This is a genomic window from Jiangella gansuensis DSM 44835 (assembly GCF_000515395.1).
GTDB lineage: Bacteria > Actinomycetota > Actinomycetes > Jiangellales > Jiangellaceae > Jiangella > Jiangella gansuensis.
Map to the genome: position 1 here is coordinate 3,190,494 of NZ_KI911782.1, position 14,028 is coordinate 3,204,521.

Below are 14,028 nucleotides of genomic sequence, written 5' to 3' on the forward strand. Positions count from 1 at the left end.
CGCCAGCCCGGTCGCGGGGTCCGAGCCGCCGCCCGAGGCGGGTCGCCGTGCGATCGCCCGCGGCATCCGATGCGGACGTTTTCATACCGCCGGTAACCCTGATGACCTGTCCTTAAAGCTGTTCGTGCATCGATTGGTAGGATCGTTTGCACTACTGCCGTCCAGGGAGGCCACGGTTGGTCACCGTTCACGACGTCGCGCGAGCCGCCGGCGTCTCCATCTCCACCGTCTCCCGGGCGCTCGCGGCGCCGGAGCGGGTTGCCGAGGGCACGCGTACCCGGGTGGTCGTCGCCGCGCGGGAGCTGGGATACCGGCCGAACTCGGCGGCCAGCCGGCTGCGAGCCGGCCGTACCGACGCCGTCGGCTTCGTGGTTCCCGACCTGGAGAACCCCTACTTCGCCTCGCTCACCAAGGGCGCGCAGGCGCGGGCCCGGGCCACCGGCTACGCGGTCCTGGTCGCCGACACCGGTGAGGACCCCGAGCTCGAGGTGGACCTCGTGCGCGGCATGTGCCCCCAGGTCGACGGCCTGGTGCTGTGCTCGCCGCGGGCGGCCGAACACGACCTCGAGGCCGCTGGTGATCTGCCGCTGGTGCTGGTCAACCGCGAGCTCGGAACCAGCGCGTCGGTCGTCGCCGACGACGCCTCCGGCGTGCGGCAGGCCGTCGAGCACCTGCGTGCCTTGGGACATCGCCGTATCGCCTATGTCGGCGGCCCGGACCGCGCGTGGTCGGACGGGCGCCGCCGCGACGGCCTCGACCGTGCCGCCCGTGAGCTTCCTGACGTGCGCATCGTCCAGCTGGGTGCCTTCCGCCCGCACGTCGCCGGCGGGCACGCCGCCGCGGACCTCGTCGTCGCCTCCGGCGCCACCGCGGTGGTGGCGTACAACGACCTCGTCGCCATCGGGCTCATCGAACGGTTCCGGGCTCGCGGGCTCGACGTGCCCCGCGATCTCAGCGTCGTGGGCTGGGACGACACCTTCGTGGCCACGCTGGCCTCCCCGGCGTTGACCAGCGTCGGTGCCGACTTGCGCGCCTTGGGCGCCGCTGCCACGGACGTCGTGCTCGAGGCCGTGCGGCAGTCCCGGCGCACCGCCGCCGCGGGGCCTTCCGACGACGGCGGCCGGCTGCGGGTTCCCGTGGAACTCGTGGTGCGGGCGTCCACCGGGGTCGCGCCGTGACCGGCCGGCTGGGCGGCGACTGGCTGACGGCCGGAGCCGACACCGCGGACGTCACCCGGCCGCCGGTGCGCCCGGAGCGGGTGGGCATCGTGCACCTCGGCATCGGTGCCTTCCACCGCGCCCACCAGGCCGTCTTCACCGAGGACGCGCTGCTCGCCACCGGCGACACCCGCTGGGGCATCCTCGGGGTCACGCAGCGCTCGGCCACGGTCCGCGACCAGTTGCGCCCGCAGGACGGCCTGTTCGGGGTTCTGACGCTCGGCACGGACGAGTCGTCGCTGCGCGTGGTCGGGTCGGTGCTCGACGTCGCCTTCCCGGCCGAGGAGGCCGCCCGGGTGCTCGCCGCCGTCGCCGCGCCCGACACGCACGTGATCACGCTCACCGTCACCGAGCAGGGGTACGCCCGCACCCCCGACGGCACCCTCGACGTGGCCGCCGTCCGGGCCGACCTCGACGCCCTTGCGAAAGAGCACGAGGGCGACACCGGCGATCACCCGGCCGGCAGTGCCATCGGGCTCCTGGTGCGCGGACTCGCGGCCCGGCACCGGGCCGGTGGTGCACCGATCACCGTGCTGTCGTGCGACAACCTCGCGGAGAACGGCCACGTCCTGGAACGGCTGGTGCGCGAGGCGGTGACCGCGGCGCTGCCGGGCGATGCCGCGGCGCCGCTGCTGTCGTGGCTGGACACCGCGGTCACGTTCCCGGCCAGCATGGTCGACCGGCTGGTTCCGGCCACCACCGACGAGCACCTCGCCGACGTCGCCGCCCGGCTCGGTGTGCGCGACGATGGCGTGGTGGTGGCCGAGCCGTTCCGGCAGTGGGTCGTCGAGGACCGGTTCGCCGGGCCCCGGCCGGCCTGGGAACGGGCCGGCGCGGTGTTCACCGACGACGTGCGGCCCTGGGAACGCGCCAAGCTGCGGCTGCTCAACGGCACCCACTCGTTGATCGCCTACGCCGGCGCGGTCGCCGGGCACACCACCATCTCCGCCGCGGTGGCCGACCCGGCCATCGCCGCACGCGCCCGCACGTACCTGTTCGACGACGCGCTGCCCACGCTGACCGCCCCGCCCGGGCTCGACCTGGCCGCATACGGCGAACAGATCCTCGGCCGGTTCGCCAACCCGCACCTGCGCCACACCACGGAGAAGGTCGCCACGGACGGCACCCAGAAGATCCCGCAGCGGTGGGGCGAGGTGCTGACGCACCGCCTGGCCGCAGGCGTCGTGCCCGAGGGCGCGGCCTACGGGCTGGCCGCGTGGATCGCGTTCGTGCTGCGACGCGTCCGCGACGACGCCCCGCTGCCCGACCCGCGGGCGGACGAGCTGCGCGCCGCCGCCACGGCCTCCGGCGACCCGGTGTCGCGGCTGCTCGCGCTTCCCGGGCTGCTGCCCGCCGAGGCGGCCCGGTCGGCGTCGCTCACGTCCGCGGTGAGCACCGCCGTCGGCCAGTTCCCATGATCATCAAGACTTGACCCGGTCATAGGCGGGTCAAGTCTTGATGATCAAGGGAGTGTCCGTCCGTCACTGGAACAGGTGCCGGTTCGCCTCGCTCCAGGCGACCCGGGACCGCAGTTCGTCGAGGTGGCCGGCCGCCACCCAGTCCGCGTGCGGCTGCCGGCCGGCCGCGGCCAGCCTCCGCACCTGCTCGATGGTGTCGCACTGGACCTCGATGACAGCATCGACCAGCCCAGCCGTGGAGGTCAGGCCGTAGGCGGCGGCGAAGACCTCGATGCGGCGCCGGCGGTCGGGCGGCTCCGGATAGCGCCAGCGCAGACATTCGGCGTCGTCGCGGAAGGGTGCCGAGTACTCGAGGGCGTACGCGACGTCGTGCCTAGCTGAGCACTTCGCGGCCGTGCTCGTCGAGGCCGAGGAATCGCGGAGCGTACGGAAAGCCGACGGCTTCCAGATGCAACAGCAGTGCCTGCACGGCCGCGGACCACGGCATGACCGGCCGGCGCACGGTTTCGCCGACGCGCACCACCCGGCGGTGCGGATCGGCTTGCAGCACCTCCTCGGCCATGCCGCGAATCCGACCAGCCCCGGCGCGGAGGCGACACCGGTTTTCCCCGGCGGCCTAAGCTGGGTTCGCGGCGCGCGCGCCCTCGAGCGGAAGTGACGAGACCATGAGCCTGCTGTCGTATCCCGAGTCCCGCTACCACGGTGACGGCGGCGAGGTGAGCGCTACCTTCCGGCCGGCCGGGCAACGACCGGACCTCACCTATCCGTCCTCCGGCGTCACCATCGACTACCTCGCGACCGGCGCCTCCAGCGACGGCGACTTCGGCCTGTACCGCTGGACGGCCGGGCCGACCGAGTCCGGGCCGGCGCCGCATTTCCACCGGACCATCTCCGAGTCGTTCTTCATCCTCGACGGCACCATGCGCATCTACACCGGCACCGAATGGATCGAGACCCACGCCGGCGACTACGTGTACGTGCCACCCGGCGGCCTGCACGGCTTCCGCAGCGTCACCGGCGTTCCGGCGTCGATGCTCCTGCTGTTCACACCGGGTGCACCGCGCGAGGGCTACTTCGAGGGCCTGATCGAGGTCGCGGGCGGGCAGCTCAGCGATGAGCAGAAGAGCGCCTTCTACGAGCGCCACGACAACCACTGGGCCTGAGCGCCCGCCGTCTCGATGAGTTCCGGGACCGTCGCCGGTCATAACCCACGAGAGCACGACGAGGAGGGCGACCATGACGAACCCGACCCGCGCCGGTGAACTCGACACGGAGTTCACCGCACCCCTGCTGAAGAGCCCGGCCCAGGGCGGCTGGACCTACGTGAAGATGCCCGGCTCCGCCGAGTACTTCGGCACCCGCGGCCTGGTGAAGGTGCGCGGCACCATTGACGGCCACCCGTTCCGCAGTTCCTTCATGGCGATCGGCGACGGCACCCACAAGCTGCCGGTGAAGGCCGACGTCCGCAAGCTCCTGGGCAAGAACCCCGGCGACGACGTCACCGTGCACCTACTCGAACGTCTCGCCTGATCCGCCCCCTGAGATTGATCACGTTCGGCATGGGTGCTCACGCTTCACCATGAATGCTTGCCTGGTGAGGCGTGAGAACGCCTGGGCCAGCTATCGAAGGGGTTCTTGCGAAAGGACCCTTTCGAGCGCTACCGTCGAGCCTTCCGACGGGAGGGGCGGCGCGTGGGCACAGGCGGTGACGAGCGCAGCGGCGCGGGGGAGGGCGGCGACCGGCCGGACGTGCCGGTTCGGCAGCTGCGCGATCCGGCCGAACTGCGGGCGCTCGCACATCCGGTGCGGCTGGCCATTCTCGACCTGCTGGTCCAGCTCGGTCCGGCCACCGCGACGGAGCTGGCCACGGAGCTGCAGACGGAGTCTCCGGCCAACTGCTCCTGGCATCTGCGGCAGCTGGCGCGTTACGGGTTCGTCGAGGAGGCCGGGACGGGGCCGGGCCGGACCCGGCGCTGGCGCCTGATCGATGAGGCCCGGGTGTTCGGAACCGGCGACGAGCCGCCCGAGCTGGCCCGTGCGGTCCATGCCGTCCAGGAGGTCATGCTCGATCGGCAGGTGCGCTCACTCGCGGCGTGGCGGCAGGCCAAGGCGTCCGAGCCGGACGAGTGGCGCACGGCCGCAGTGGAGTCGGAGAGCCAGGTGTGGCTCACCGCCGACGAGCTCGCCGAGCTGTATGCCGAATACGGGCGGATTCTGGAGCGCCATGTCAGGCCGCGGATGGTTCGCAACGATCCGCAGCAGCGGCCGCCGGGCGCCCGGATGGTCCGCCTGGTCGCCTGGATGTTCCCCACCTCTCCGTCCCATGATCATCAAGAGTTGTCCCGGCCATGACCGGAACAACTCTTGATGATCATGGGAGCAGGGTCGCGTAGCCGCCACTACCGCGCCGAGGAGCTGCTGGCCGTGCTCGGCCCCGAGGAACACGGGCCGCGGGTTCGGCTGGAGCTCACCCGCGACTATCACCGCTGGCTCCAGGACGTGCACCGTCAACTCCCCGAGCGGTGGTTGGAGCGCAGCAAGGAGCCGTAGAAGAAGTTTCTTCTCAACTATTGAGTTCGCCATCATTTATTTCTACACTCGCCTCACTGCGACCGAGGAGGGCGAGTCAGTGACCGTGCGGAGCGCGCTGGAGCAGAACGGGAGCCTGCCGGGCTTCCCGATGCCGCGAGAGAACCCGTTCCACCCGCCGGCGGCCTACGCGCAGCTGCGTGCGACCGCCCCGGTCGCCCGGGTCCGGCTGTGGGACGGGAGCACGGCATGGCTCGTCACCGGGTACGAGGAGGCGCGTGCGGTCCTCGCCGACCCGCGGGTCAGCTCGCGCCGGCAGCACCCCGGTCACCCGTTCGCCACGGCCGCTCGAGCCGCGGCCGAACGCACGGAACGGGCCTTCATCTCGCAGGATCCGCCGGACCACGGCCGGCTGCGCAAGATGGTGACGAAGTACTTCACGGTGAAGCGCATCGAGTCCATGCGCCCGGTCGTGCAGGAGATCGTCGACGGCGTCATCGACCGGGCCGAGCGCTCCGGGCCGCCCATCGACCTGGTCGAGCGGGTCGCGCTGGAGGTTCCGGCCCGCACCATCTGCCACCTGTTCGGCATCCCGGCCGAGGAGCGGTTCTTCTTCCAGAGCCGCGACCACGCCCGCAACGCGCTCGACTCGTCGCCCGACGACGTCGTGCACGCCACGAGCGAGATGCTGGCGTACGTCGACGCACTGGTCGCAACGAAGGAGCGCGAGCCGGGCGACGACATCGTCAGCGAACTGATCCGCGACCAGCTGCGCACCGGCGCCGTCGACCGCGATCAGCTGGTCGCGATTCTCCGGCACCTGCTGGCCGCCGGCCACGACACGACGGCGAACATGATCGCCCTGGGCGTTCTGGTGCTGCTGCGGCATCCGGAGCAACTGGCCGAGCTGCGGGCCGCGCCGGACCTGTGGCCGGACGCCGTCGAGGAGCTGCTCCGCTACATCAGCGTCTTCCAGATCTCGCCGAACCGGGTCGCCACCGAGGACATCGAGCTCGCCGGGGTGGTGATCGAGGCCGGCGACGGCATCATCACCCCGCTCGCCGCCGCGAACCGGGACCCGCGGGCGTTTCCCGACCCGGACACCCTGGACATCCACCGCGGTGCCCGCCACCACGTCGCCTTTGCCTACGGCGTGCACCAGTGCCTGGGCCAGCCGCTGGCCCGGTTGGAGCTCGGCGTCGTGTACGAGACCCTGTTCCGGCGCCTGCCCGGACTCGCGCTCGCGGTGGACCCCGACGAGCTGACCGTCCGCCAGTACCTGCTGTCCAGCCTGGCGGAGTTGCCGGTGACCTGGCAGGTGGCCCGATGACACGGATCGTGGTGGACGTGGACGCGTGCGTGGGCGGCGGCCAGTGCGTCCTGGCGGCACCGGACGTGTTCGACCAGGACGACGACACCGGCACCGTCGTGCTGCTCGACGCCGACCCTGGCAGTGAGCACGACGACGCCGTCCGGCAGGCGGTGCGGCTCTGCCCGGCCGTCGCGATCACGGTGGTGCAGCCGTGAGCGGGCCGCGCCGGGTGGTGGTGGTCGGCGCGTCGGCGGCCGGTCTGACGGTGGCCGACGCGTTGCGCGACGGCGGCTTCCCGGGCGACCTGACACTCGTCGGTGCCGAGCCGCACGCACCGTACGACCGGCCGCCGCTGTCCAAGGAGGTGCTTGCGGGCCGGCGCGACCCGGCGGCGACGGCGCTGCGCGACCCGGGACATTACGCCTCCACGGGCATCGACCTGCGGCTCGGCTCGCCCGCGGCGGCAGTGGACCGCACGGACCAGGCCGTCGTCCTCGCCGATGGCCACCGGCTGCCGTACGACGCTCTCGTCATCGCCACCGGAGTGACGCCGCGGCGGCTGCCGGGGGCCGACCGGCTGGCCGGCGTCCATGTGCTGCGAACCGTCGACGACGTCGTGGGCTTCCGCGCCGATGTGGCGGCGGCCCGCAGGGTGCTCGTCGTCGGCGCCGGCTTCCTCGGGACCGAGGTGGCCGCCACCTGCCGTGAGCTGGGCATATCGGTGACCCTCATCGACCCGCGCCCGGTGCCCGCCGAGGCCGCGCTCGGCGCCGTCGTCGGCGGCGCCCTCACCGCCCTCCACGCCGAGAACGGCGTCGACCTGCGGCTGGGCACCGGCATCCGGAACCTCGAGTCCGAACACGGGCGCGTCACGAGCGCCGTACTCACCGACGGCAGCCGGATCGCCGCCGACACCGTACTCGTCGCGATCGGCGCCCGCCCGGCGACCGACTGGCTGGCCGGCAGCGGTCTCCCGGTCGGCGACGGCGTCGAGTGCGACACCGCCGGCCGGGCGGCCGCCGACGTGTACGCCGCCGGCGACGTCGCGTCCTGGCGGCACCCAGACCACGGCCGGATGCGGGTCGAGCACCGCACCAACGCCACCGAGCAGGCCGAGCATGTCGCCGCCGGCATCCTCGGCGCACCCACGCCGTTCCGGCCGGTGCCGTACGTGTGGAGCGATCAGTACGGGGTCCGGCTCCAGGCCTGGGGCGTGACGAGCGCCGCCCACGACGTCGCTGTCGTGGCCGGGAGCATCGAGGAACGCCGGTTCGTCGCGCTCTACGGACGCGGCGGACGCGTCACCGGCGCCGTCGGCTGGCGGATGCCGAAAGCGCTGCGGCAGGCACGCGAGCTGGTGACCGCCGGCGCGCCATGGGCCGAGGCGGTCCGCGCCGGGCCCACCATCGACCGACCGTCACCCCCGCGCACCTCGGCCGCAGCGCACACGTAGAGGAGAACCCCGTGACAGAGACACCATCCCACCCGTCGCGCGAGCCCGGCGACGCCGAGACCCGGTCGGCGCCGCCGTGCCTGGACCGGCTGCGTCAGGCCCGGCCGGAGCTGAGCGGTGCCCGCGCGCGGGTCGCCGACACCGTCCTCACCGACCCGTGGAAGGTGCGTGGCGCCTCCATCCAGGTGCTGGCGCAGATGGCCGGCGTCTCAGAGAACGCGGTCAGCCGGTTCACCCACGCGCTCGGCTACAGCGGGTACCGCGAGTTCGCCCAGGCACTGTCACTGGACCTGGGCAAGACGCTCGGTCTGTACCACTCGCACCCCGTTGACCTGGCGCTGGAGTCGCGCTCCGGACTCGGTGGGCCGCTGGACCTCGTGCAGCGGGTCATGGCACTCGAGGTGGAGTGCATGCAGGACACGCTGGCGAACCTCTCCGAGCCGGCGCTGCGGCACGTGGTCCACCGGCTGGCCGCGGCGCCCGCCGTGCTGCTGGTCGGCACGGGCACGGCCGCGCCGCTGTGCCAGATGCTCGCCTACCGCCTGGCCAGCGTCGGGGTGCCGGTCACCTGGACCGCCGATCCGATGATGATGCTCGCGCACGTGACCCGGCTGAGCCCGGGTGACCTGGTGTTCGGCATCTCGTACTCCGGCCGGTCGCGGGACACCGTCCAGGCGCTGATGTACGCCAAGGAGCGCGGCGTGGAGACCGTCGGGCTGACCGCCAACCCGCAGTCGCCCATCGGCGACGTCACCGACGCGTCGCTCACCATCTTCAGTTCCGCGGTCTCCCGCGGCACCGCCCAGTTCGGCGCCCGGGTGGCCGGTCTCGCCCTCCTCGAAGCCATCGCGACCGCGGTGTCGGAGGAGAAGGGCGGCGGCTCCACGCACGAGCTGGAGGAGCTCGGCGCCACCCAGGCCCGGTTCAACGACCTGCCGTCGGACTGGCGGGGCGAGTCGTGACCGACGCCGCGCTGCGGATGAGTATCGCCGGGGTCGGGCACTGGCACGCGCCGCGGCACGTCGAGGCGTTCGTCGCCGCCGGCGCCACCGTCGTCGCGGTGCAGGACGACGCCGCCGCCACCGCCGAGCGCTGGGCGGTCAGGCTGGCCTGTGCGGCCGAACCGACCCTGGACGACCTGCTCGAGCGTCACGACGTCGACCTGGTGCTCGCCATGCCCCGCCACCGCGGCGCCCCGTCCGTCGTCGGCCGGCTCGTCGAGCACGGAACGCCGTTCGTGGTGGAGAAGCCCGCCGCCGCGAGCGCCGCGGACCTGTGGCCCCTGGTGCACGCCGCCGAAGCGGCCGGCCGGTTCGCCGCGGTGCCGCTGATCAACCGGTACAGCTCGTTCTGGGAGCAGGTCCAGCGGCTGCGGGGCGAGGGGCTGCTCGACCCCACCACGGTCGCGCGCTTCCGCATTGTCAACGGGTCACCGGACCGCTACGTCGAGGACGACGTGGGCTGGGTGCTCGACCCGGACGTCAGCGGCGGGGGAGCGCTGCGCAACCTCGGCCCGCATCCAGTGGATGCCTTCCTGTCGCTGGCCGCCGGCGAGGTCAGCGTGCTCGGCGCGGCGCTGTCGCACCGGCAGCACGCGTTGCCGGTCGAGGAACACGCCGTCGCCCTGCTGCGTGACGAGGCGGGGCTCATCGGGCTGGTGGAAGTGGGCTACAGCGGCCCCGACCGTGACGGCACCGACCACGAGTGGGCGCTGACCGGCGCCGGCTCGTCCGTGCGTGAGCTGCACGACGTCGTCGAGGTCAGCACCGGCTCGGGCACCGTCACGATCGCGTCGCCGTCGGTGATGCAGCGCTACCAGATCTTCGCCGCCGACGTCGTCGACCGGCTCCGTACCGGCCGCCCCGCGCCGGTCACCCTGCGCGAGGCGTGCCGCGCCCTCGACGTCATCGATCGCATCTACGCCGCGGCCGCCACCACGACCGGTACCGCGGTGCCGGCCCTGACACCGGCCGCACCAGGCCCCAACGAAGGAGAGATCCCATGACCAGGAGTGTCAACGGCGCGCCCCTGAGCAGACGAACATTCGTCCGCGGCGTGCTCGGTGCCGCAGCGGTCGGCACCATCGGCGGAGCACTGTCCAGCTGCGGCTCGGACGAGGCGTCCTCCGGCGACGGCAACGGCCGGCTCGTGTTCTGGCACAACTACACCCAGGAAGCGCGCGTCAACTTCATGCGCGACGTCGCCGACCGGTTCGAGGCCGCCCACCCGGGCACCACCGTCGAGATCGAGGTCGTGCCGTTCCCGCAGTTCCCGACGAAGTGGCCGGCCGCGCAGGCGGCCGGTTCGCTGCCCGACGTCACCACCGTGCTGCCGGAGCAGGCGGTCTCGATGTGGCACGCGGGGGCGCTGCACCCGATGGCACCGGTGCTGGACGAACTGGGCGGCGCCTCGGCGTTCGCGCCCGGCCTGGTCGACAAGATCGGGCGGTACCAGGACGAGCAGATCGTGCTGCCGCACTATGTGCACAACCGGCTGCTGGCGCACCGGCGCGACCTCCTGGACGCCGCCGGCGTCACCCTCCCAGAGCGGCCGACCTGGGACGAGGTGCTGACCGCCGCGCAGGCGGCGACCCGCGAACCGGACCAGTACGGCTGGATGCTCAAGCTGTCCGCGGCCGACACCGGCGGCGGCTACCTGCTCTACATGCTCACGCACTCCGCCGGCGGCCGGCTGTTCAGCTCGGACGGCACGGCGCTGCTGGACAGCCCCGAGGTCAAGCGGGCCACGGAGTACCTGGTCGAGATCGGCCGCACCGCCAGCGGCCCGGGCCAGGTCAACTACAACATCAACGACAACTTCTCCCTGATCAATGCCGGCACGACGGTGCTCGCCGAGGTGTCCGGGGCGGAGATCGGGACCGCGGCGATCGAGGCGCCCGACGTGGCGGCCCAGCTGACCACGACGTTCATGCCGACCGACGTGGTGCCGGGGCACCTCATCGGCGCCATCTCCGTCGCGCTGCCGAAGGGGCGCAATCCCACCCTGGCGCAGGAGTTCGCGGCGTTCCTCTACGCGGAGGAGAACTACGTGCCGTTCCTGCACACGATCCCGCTGTTCATGTTCCCGTCGCTGGCCGCGGCGAACGGCCCGGCGTTCTTCGACCACCCCACCATCGCCCAGTACGAGGCGACCGCGCGGCAGACCATGACCGGCATCGAGGAGGGCTTCGCGCCGGGCTTCGAGGACGGCCCGAGCCCGTACGCCGGCCCGGTGTTCTCCAGCCACGTGATCGAGCAGGCGCTGCAGTCGATCCTGGTCGGCGGTGCCGACGTGGACGGTGCGCTCGCCGCGGCCAACCAGACGCTCCAGGCGACCCTCGACGATGTCTCCGCTCGCCTCGGCTGAGCCGGCCGCGGAGCAGCGCCGGGCCGGGTCGCCGGTGGAGCCCGGCCGGCCCGGTGGACGCGCCGGGGTGGCGCGTCTTCTCCGCTGGGCCGACGGGCGCACGCACCTCCTGCTGGTGCTGCCCGGGGTGTTGCTGCTGCTGGCCGTGGTCGCCTACCCGATCGGCTTCAACCTCTGGAACAGCTTCACCAACCGCAACCTGAGCTTCCCCGTCACCAGCTGGGTGGGCCTGGAGAACTACCGGCGAGTCCTCGACGACCCGGCGTTCTACTCCGCCATCGGGAAGACCCTGGTGTGGACGTTCGCCTCCGTGGCCGGCCAGCTCCTGCTGGGGTTCGCCGGCGCGGTGGCCCTGCAGAACGTGCGCCGCGCGCAGACGCCGCTGCGGCTGGGCCTGATCGTTCCGTGGGCGTTCCCGTCCATCGTGCTGGCCTTCAGCTGGCGGTTCATGCTGGACCCGATCGTCGGTGTGGTCAACGACGTGCTGCTGGCCGTGGGCGTCATCGACGCCCCGGTGGCCTGGCTCGGTAACGAGTCGACCGCCATGCCGGCCATCGTGGCCATGAACATCTGGTTCGGCTTCCCGTTCATGATGGTGGCGCTGCTGGCAGGCCTGCAGACCATCCCCACCGAGCACTACGAGTCCGCCCGGGTCGACGGCGCGACGTTCTGGCAGGAGCTGCGCTACATCGTCGTCCCGGCGCTGCGGGCGCTCATCGGAGCGCTCGTGGTGCTCCGGACGATCTGGGTCTTCAACAACTTCGACTTCGTGTACCTCGCGACGGCGGGTGGCCCGGCCGGAGCGACGGAGACCCTGGCCGTCTACGCGTTCCGGGTCGGCTGGTCCAGTTTCGAGATCGGCCGGATGGCGGCGGTCTCGGTGGCGATGCTCGCCGTGCTGGTCGTCATCGTCGCGGTCTACCTGCGGGTGCTGCGGCCGGACCGGGAGGAGGACTGAATGGCGACCGTGCTGACTCCGCGGCACCGGGTGCACAGCGCGTCCGGCCGCAGCCGCGGCGCGCGGATCGGGGCGGCGATCGTCCTGGTGCCGCTGATCGCGTTCGCGGTCTTCCCGCTGTTGTGGATGTTCCTGTCGTCGGTGAAGACCCCGGAACAGCTGTACTCCGGCGACGGCTGGCTGCCTGACGGCATTGACTGGGGCTTCTACCGCCGGGTGCTGGACGGGACGCCGTTCACGTCGTTCATGGTCAACAGCCTGGTGGTCGGGGTCGCCAGCACCGCGATCGTGGTCGTGCTCGCGGCGATGGCCGGATACGGCCTGGCCAGGGGCACGTTCCGGGGCCGTTCCCTGCTGTCGCGCGGTGTCCTGGTGGCGTACGTGTTCCCGACCATCCTGATCGTGATGCCGCTGTTCACCCTGGTCTCCGACCTCGGACTGGCGGGCACCTATCCCGGCATCGTGCTGGTGCACGTGGTGTTCAACTTCCCGTTCTGCGTCTGGCTGATGGTGCAGTACTTCAGGACGCTGCCGCGCGAGATCGAGGAGGCCGGCCGGGTCGACGGGCTCAGCCACGTCGGGGTGTTCGTCCGCATCGCGGTGCCGCTGGCCGCGCCCGGCCTGGCCACCACGGCCATCTTCGGGTTCATCAACAGCTGGAACGAGTTCCTGCTGTCGTTCGTGATCCTCGGCAGCGGCGACCGGCGCACCCTGCCGGTGGGTGTCTACAACTTCGTCGGCAGTGAGGTCGCCGACTGGGGCCCGCTGATGGCGGCGACGACGCTGGCCGTCCTGCCGACGCTGGTGCTCTTCCTGCTGGTGCAGCGGCGCATCACCGGCGGCCTGACCGGTGGCGCGGTGAAGGGATGACGGGAGGCACCGCCGGAGAGGGACGACGGCCGCTGTGGCTGCACTCCATGGCGACGCCGGAGACCGACGCCGTCGGCTGTCTGGAGGTGGCGCACCGGCTGGGGCTGGACGGCATCGAGCTGATCGTCGCCGGCGACTACCCGGCGGCGCTCCCGGAGACGGCGACGCCGGACCAGGTCGCCGCCGTCGTCGCCGCCGCCGACGGGCTGGGGTTGCGGGTCGGCGCGCTGTGTTCGTACGCCCGCGACATCGATGCGGAATCCGCGGCCGGGCGACGAGCGACGGCGGACGCGTTGCGCCGCGCGGTCGACCTGGCCGCGGCGCTGGGCGCCGGCCATGTCCGGGTCCTGGCCGGCCACGACCGTCCCACGGGGGAGCGGCCCGACGCCGTCCGGCGCGCGGCCACGACTCTGCACGACGTGGCTGGGTTCGCGCACGCCGCCGGCGTCAGCCTGAACGTCGAGAACCACATGGACACGCTCGCCACCAGCGCCGCGGCCACCCGCGACCTGGTGCTCGCCACGGCGTCGCCGGCGGTGGGGGTGCTGTACGACCAGGCGAACCTCGCCATCATGGGCGCCGAGCCGGCCGCCGTCGCCGTCGAGCTGCAGCGGGAACTGATCCGGCACGTCCACGTGAAGAACTTCGTGCCGGCCGGCACCGACCGGCGGCCGGTGCCGCTGGCCGACGGCGAGGTGGACTGGTCGACGACGCTGCGGCTGCTCGACGGCTACACCGGGGCGCTGACGTTCGAGTACGAGCGGCGCTGGTATCCCGGCGCACTGCCGCCGGCCGAGATCGGGCTGCCGGCGGACCGCGACTTCGCGCGGGCCCTACTGACCGGGTGATCGGCAGGGCGCGGCCGCCCTCCGCGGGTCGTGGCGCCCTGTCGATCACCGACGTAC

At 72.5% G+C, this 14,028-nt stretch carries 15 protein-coding genes and 1 pseudogene; 15 read left to right on the top strand and 1 reads right to left on the bottom strand.

What is annotated here, in order from left to right; all coding sequences use genetic code 11:
- The first annotated feature begins 176 nt into the window (after nucleotides 1-176).
- Complete coding sequence (locus JIAGA_RS0115260) at nucleotides 177-1,178, top strand: LacI family DNA-binding transcriptional regulator (protein ID WP_026876335.1); 1,002 nt, start codon at nucleotides 177-179, stop codon at nucleotides 1,176-1,178.
- Nucleotides 1,175-2,635, top strand: coding sequence for a mannitol dehydrogenase family protein (locus JIAGA_RS30025; protein WP_051426135.1), 1,461 nt, complete (start codon nucleotides 1,175-1,177; stop codon nucleotides 2,633-2,635). The genes JIAGA_RS0115260 and JIAGA_RS30025 overlap by 4 nt, the downstream gene beginning before the upstream one ends.
- A gap of 376 nt (nucleotides 2,636-3,011) precedes the next feature.
- On the opposite strand, the pseudogene JIAGA_RS35305 reads toward JIAGA_RS30025, so the two are convergent.
- Nucleotides 3,012-3,197, bottom strand: a pseudogene (locus tag JIAGA_RS35305) (aminoglycoside phosphotransferase family protein); the annotation flags it as partial.
- 112 nt (nucleotides 3,198-3,309) lie between these two features.
- On the opposite strand from JIAGA_RS35305, the gene JIAGA_RS0115280 reads away from it, so the two are divergent.
- From JIAGA_RS0115280 to JIAGA_RS33205, 13 genes are all read left to right on the top strand, one after another.
- Nucleotides 3,310-3,798 (top strand): cupin domain-containing protein, encoded by a 489-nt coding sequence (locus tag JIAGA_RS0115280; protein ID WP_026876337.1) that lies wholly within the window; start codon nucleotides 3,310-3,312, stop codon nucleotides 3,796-3,798.
- 73 nt (nucleotides 3,799-3,871) lie between these two features.
- On the top strand, nucleotides 3,872-4,165 hold the full coding sequence (locus JIAGA_RS0115285; protein WP_026876338.1) for a DUF1905 domain-containing protein: 294 nt from the start codon (nucleotides 3,872-3,874) through the stop codon (nucleotides 4,163-4,165).
- Nucleotides 4,166-4,327: 162 nt separating this feature from the next.
- The gene (locus JIAGA_RS30035; protein WP_051426136.1) at nucleotides 4,328-4,987 is read left to right on the top strand and encodes a winged helix-turn-helix domain-containing protein; all 660 of its coding nucleotides are present in this window, start codon (nucleotides 4,328-4,330) and stop codon (nucleotides 4,985-4,987) included.
- 15 nt (nucleotides 4,988-5,002) lie between these two features.
- On the top strand, nucleotides 5,003-5,185 hold the full coding sequence (locus tag JIAGA_RS0115295; RefSeq protein WP_026876339.1) for a hypothetical protein: 183 nt from the start codon (nucleotides 5,003-5,005) through the stop codon (nucleotides 5,183-5,185).
- Nucleotides 5,186-5,264: 79 nt separating this feature from the next.
- Nucleotides 5,265-6,494, top strand: a complete 1,230-nt coding sequence (locus tag JIAGA_RS0115300; protein ID WP_211239673.1) for a cytochrome P450 — start codon at nucleotides 5,265-5,267, stop codon at nucleotides 6,492-6,494.
- Nucleotides 6,491-6,691: a ferredoxin gene (locus tag JIAGA_RS0115305; protein WP_035812571.1), complete on the top strand. Its 201-nt coding sequence runs from the start codon at nucleotides 6,491-6,493 to the stop codon at nucleotides 6,689-6,691. Before JIAGA_RS0115300 ends, JIAGA_RS0115305 begins: the two co-directional genes overlap by 4 nt.
- Complete coding sequence (locus JIAGA_RS30040) at nucleotides 6,688-7,929, top strand: NAD(P)/FAD-dependent oxidoreductase (protein ID WP_051426137.1); 1,242 nt, start codon at nucleotides 6,688-6,690, stop codon at nucleotides 7,927-7,929. Before JIAGA_RS0115305 ends, JIAGA_RS30040 begins: the two co-directional genes overlap by 4 nt.
- Nucleotides 7,930-7,940: 11 nt before the next feature.
- Entirely contained in the window at nucleotides 7,941-8,891 is a 951-nt protein-coding gene (locus tag JIAGA_RS0115315) for a MurR/RpiR family transcriptional regulator (protein ID WP_026876341.1), read from the top strand.
- A complete protein-coding gene (locus tag JIAGA_RS30045; RefSeq protein WP_051426138.1) occupies nucleotides 8,888-9,934 on the top strand; it encodes a Gfo/Idh/MocA family protein in 1,047 nt (348 codons plus the stop codon). Before JIAGA_RS0115315 ends, JIAGA_RS30045 begins: the two co-directional genes overlap by 4 nt.
- Nucleotides 9,931-11,295 (top strand): ABC transporter substrate-binding protein, encoded by a 1,365-nt coding sequence (locus tag JIAGA_RS0115325; protein WP_084469707.1) that lies wholly within the window; start codon nucleotides 9,931-9,933, stop codon nucleotides 11,293-11,295. The genes JIAGA_RS30045 and JIAGA_RS0115325 overlap by 4 nt, the downstream gene beginning before the upstream one ends.
- Nucleotides 11,273-12,253: a carbohydrate ABC transporter permease gene (locus JIAGA_RS0115330; RefSeq protein ID WP_051426139.1), complete on the top strand. Its 981-nt coding sequence runs from the start codon at nucleotides 11,273-11,275 to the stop codon at nucleotides 12,251-12,253. Before JIAGA_RS0115325 ends, JIAGA_RS0115330 begins: the two co-directional genes overlap by 23 nt.
- Nucleotides 12,254-13,123 (top strand): carbohydrate ABC transporter permease, encoded by an 870-nt coding sequence (locus JIAGA_RS0115335; RefSeq protein ID WP_051426140.1) that lies wholly within the window; start codon nucleotides 12,254-12,256, stop codon nucleotides 13,121-13,123. It begins immediately after the preceding gene.
- A complete protein-coding gene (locus JIAGA_RS33205) occupies nucleotides 13,120-13,971 on the top strand; it encodes a sugar phosphate isomerase/epimerase family protein (RefSeq protein ID WP_084469708.1) in 852 nt (283 codons plus the stop codon). Before JIAGA_RS0115335 ends, JIAGA_RS33205 begins: the two co-directional genes overlap by 4 nt.
- The last annotated feature ends 57 nt before the right edge of the window (nucleotides 13,972-14,028 follow it).